At 71.7% G+C, this 3,502-nt stretch carries 5 protein-coding genes; 4 read left to right on the forward strand and 1 reads right to left on the reverse strand.

Annotated elements, in window-relative coordinates:
* The 3 genes from AC51EU_RS28640 to AC51EU_RS28650 form a co-directional block, all read left to right on the forward strand.
* On the forward strand, positions 1-528 hold a 528-nt coding region (locus tag AC51EU_RS28640), incomplete at its 5' end, for a DUF6777 domain-containing protein (RefSeq protein WP_496269996.1).
* Positions 529-663: 135 nt separating this feature from the next.
* Positions 664-855, forward strand: a complete 192-nt coding sequence (locus AC51EU_RS28645; RefSeq protein ID WP_496269997.1) for a hypothetical protein — start codon at positions 664-666, stop codon at positions 853-855.
* A gap of 180 nt (positions 856-1,035) precedes the next feature.
* Positions 1,036-1,431 carry an SH3 domain-containing protein gene (locus tag AC51EU_RS28650; RefSeq protein WP_496269998.1) on the forward strand — a complete coding sequence of 132 codons (396 nt, stop codon included), beginning with the start codon at positions 1,036-1,038 and terminating at the stop codon, positions 1,429-1,431.
* A gap of 86 nt (positions 1,432-1,517) precedes the next feature.
* Here the strand turns inward: AC51EU_RS28650 and AC51EU_RS28655 are convergent, their stop codons facing one another.
* Positions 1,518-2,945, reverse strand: coding sequence for an amino acid permease (locus AC51EU_RS28655; protein ID WP_496269999.1), 1,428 nt, complete (start codon positions 2,943-2,945; stop codon positions 1,518-1,520).
* Between the two features lie 331 nt (positions 2,946-3,276).
* Between AC51EU_RS28655 and AC51EU_RS28660 the strand changes: the two genes are divergently transcribed.
* On the forward strand, positions 3,277-3,465 hold the full coding sequence (locus AC51EU_RS28660) for a hypothetical protein (RefSeq protein WP_496270000.1): 189 nt from the start codon (positions 3,277-3,279) through the stop codon (positions 3,463-3,465).
* Positions 3,466-3,502: the final 37 nt, after the last annotated feature.

Here is a 3,502-nt window from a genome sequence, read left to right on the forward strand (position 1 = left end):
CCGAGCTGCGACGTCGGGCGGCTGGTGCGCGCGCTGGGCGCGGAGCGGGGGCGGGCCGCCGCGTTCGCCGGTGCCGGCGAGTTCGACGAGGCGTCGCTGCCGTCCGCGCTGCGTGCTCTGACCTCCGTACTGCTGCGTCTGGACACCCGGGTGACGTACCACGGCTACCGGGACGGGCGGGCCACCGCGTTCCAGGCGGTGCTCCAGGCGGGCAGTCCCGTCCTGGTGGACGCGCACGGTGTGCCCCGGGTGCGCTGCGCCTGCGGCAATCCGCTGACGGCCCCGGTGGCGCTGAAGAGGACGCCCCGGACGACGGGAACGGCGTGGCGCGGGTACCGGCCGCCGGACGTCGTGGTGGTGCGGCGGACGTCGGCGGCGGTGCGGGAATTGGTCCTCGTCGACGCCACGACGGGCCGGGCCTTCGCGCGCCCGGTGGGCGGCGGCGGCGCCTCGGACCGTCCGGCGGCGCTCCCCGTCGTCCCGCCGCCGGTACCGCCCGCCGCCCCGTCCCCCTCGTACGGAGGGTGACTCCTGCGGGGAGCGGCCGCTCCCGGCCCGGCGATGCGGAGCCGGGGCCGCCGCCGCATCATGGAGGGACCCGAGGCGTCGGCCGTGAGCAGGCGCACACAGGTGAGTGCCTGCATGGCCGCGGGAGGAGTATCCGTGAAGAACGAGGATGACGGGTCGACGTCCACAGCACGGCCGAAGGAGCTGTTCACGGGAGGTGAGCGGCCGTTCGACGCGGAGGATCTGGTACGGGCGTCCGGGCGGGAGCCGACTCCACAGAACCTGGACTGGGCGCGGCGGCTGATCGAGGAGAAAGGGGCCGCCGCGATGGAACGCTACCTGCCCTGAGCGGGAGCGCAGGTGCTCCGTGGCCCGTCCCGGTCGCGGAGCACGTTGCTGTCGGCGGCCCGTCCCGCATTCGGTTGTTTCATACCAACTGTCCCGCGATGCACCGAAATATATGGGGTTTTCCGGCGTAATGTCCTTCTCGCGACACCTCTGCTGCGCGTCAAGAACAGGAGAACCTCCATGTCCATCTCCGGCCTCCTCGCGCCCCGGGGCAGGAAGCTCGCCCAGGGCGTCGGCGCCCTGACGGCGGCCCTCGCCCTCGGCGCCACTCTGCTCGGCGCGGCCCCGGCCCAGGCCCTCGCCGGGCCGCCGCTCGGCACGGTCCTCGCCAGGACCGGCCTCGCGGAGCGCCAGTTCCCCAGCACGGACTCCGCGCCCAAGGGATTCCTCAAGCGCGGCGAGCGGGTCGAGCTGCGGTGCAAGGTCCGGGCCCAGGACATCGAGGGCAACCGCGTCTGGTACCTGCTCCGTGAGCGCGCGACCTGGGTCTCGGCCCGGCATGTGGCGAACAACGGCGCGGTCAAGTTCTGCCGGGAGGACGAGCGGGCCCCCGGCGCCCCGCAGCCCAAGCGCTGACCCGTACGCCGAACGGCCCGGCGTCCGCCTTCCGCGGATGCCGGGCCGTCGTACGTCCCGTGTACGGGCGGGGTGCCCGCCCCGGATCACCGTCCGTCGGACGCCCGCTCCCCGGGGGCGGCGCCCTCCGGCAGCGGCTCCCCGGCGCCCGCCGCCGCGGCGCGCGGACGGAGCCAGAAGTGGTGCACCACGGCCAGCAGGGCCAGCCAGACCGCGCCGACGACCAGGGCGACGCGGGTGCTCGCGGAGAACGCCAGCAGCACCGTCACCGCCACCATGAAGACCACGGCGATGATCTGCCCGTACGGCCAGAACGGCACGGGGTAGGCGAGGGCGGCGGACTCCTCGGCCGTCATGGAGCGGCGGGCCTTGATCTGCGTCAGCAGGATCATCAGCCACACCCAGACGGTGGCGAAGGTCGCGATCGACGAGATGATCAGGAAGACCTGGTCAGGGATGAGGTAGTTCAGCAGGACGCCCAGCAGCAGGGCGGCGATCATGATGCCGACGGTCATGACGGGCACCCCGCCGCGCGAGACCCGGCGCATCACCGCGGGGGCCTGGCCGCGCTCGGCCATGCCGTACATGACGCGGCCGGCGGCGAAGATGTCGCTGTTGATCGCGGACAGCGCGGCGACCACCACGACGACGTTCAGGACGGCCGCGGCGGAGGTGACGCCGAGGCCGGCGAATATCTGCACGAACGGGCTGCCCTCGGTGCCGACCTCCTGCCAGGGACGGAGCGTCATGATGACGGCGAGGGTCAGTACGTAGAACAGCACGATGCGCAGCGGCACCGAATTGACCGCGCTGGGGATCGCCTTTTTCGGGTCGGCCGCCTCGCCCGCGGTGACGCCGATGATCTCGGTACCGCCGAAGGCGAACATCACGACGGCGAACGACATGATGAATCCGCCGGCGCCCTGGGCGAAGAATCCGCCGTTGCTCCAGAGATTCGATATGCCGACGTGAAATCCGCCGTTGTTGATGCCGAGCACGAGAATGGCGGCACCGGCGACGATCATCGCGATGATGGCGACGACCTTGATGAGCGAGAGCCAGAATTCGAGTTCGCCGAAGACCTTCACATGGAAGAGATTGGCCGCGCCGATGACGACGATCGCGGCCAGCAGCCATGTCCAGCGGGGGACGTCGGGGAACCAGAAGCCCATGTAGACACCGAGCGCGGTGATGTCCGCGATGCAGACGATCACCATTTCGAAGGCATAGGTCCAGCCGGTGGTGAATCCGGCGAGCGAGCCGAGGTGCTGGGTCGCGTAGGAGCCGAAGGACCCCGCGCAGGGCCGGTGGACGGCCATTTCGCCGAGCGACCGCAGGACGAGGAACACCGCGGCCCCGCCGATGAGGTAGGCGAGCAGTACGGCGGGCCCGCCGGAGCGGATCGCCTCGGAGGAGCCGTAGAAAAGCCCGGTACCGATGGCGGAACCGAGCGCGATGAACCGGATGTGGCGGGAGGTGAGTCCACGGCGCAGCGTCGCTTGGTCGGTGCTCAAGAATGACCCTTTCCTGCGGGAAACGCACGTCTTTCCCGGCGTACGGGGTGAGGGTGAGGCGACCGGCCGCCACCGTCCGCCCGCACGGTTCCCGCCCGCGGCCCGGGAATCCCACGATCGTCCGCCTGCGCGTTCCGGCGATCGTGTGTGATCGCTGCCTGTCACGTCCTGTCCGGGAACGTGCCCTCCCACGGTAGCGCGCCCCGACAGCGCCCCCTCCCCCCGGTACCGCCCGCCCCGGGCCCCGGAGCGACGCGGCGCCGCCCTCGCGTCCCGGGGACCGTTCGGTGGGAGACTGTCCGCCGTCGAGGCGCCCAGTGGCAGGAGCGGCATGTTTGAGGTCAGGCACCACCCCGGTCGCCAGCAGTGGTACGTCGTGAGCACACCGGACGGGCATCTGGCGCACATCGAGCGGGACGGCAAGCTGTACGCGGCCTTCTTCGACCGCGAGGCGGCCGCCTACCGGTACCAGGACGACCTCAACCGCGCGTACATGCGGGGCGGGAAGTACGAGTCCTGAGTGCTCACCCCGCGGCGGCCCCGCACCCCGCGGACCG

Source organism: Candidatus Streptomyces philanthi (assembly GCF_059553635.1).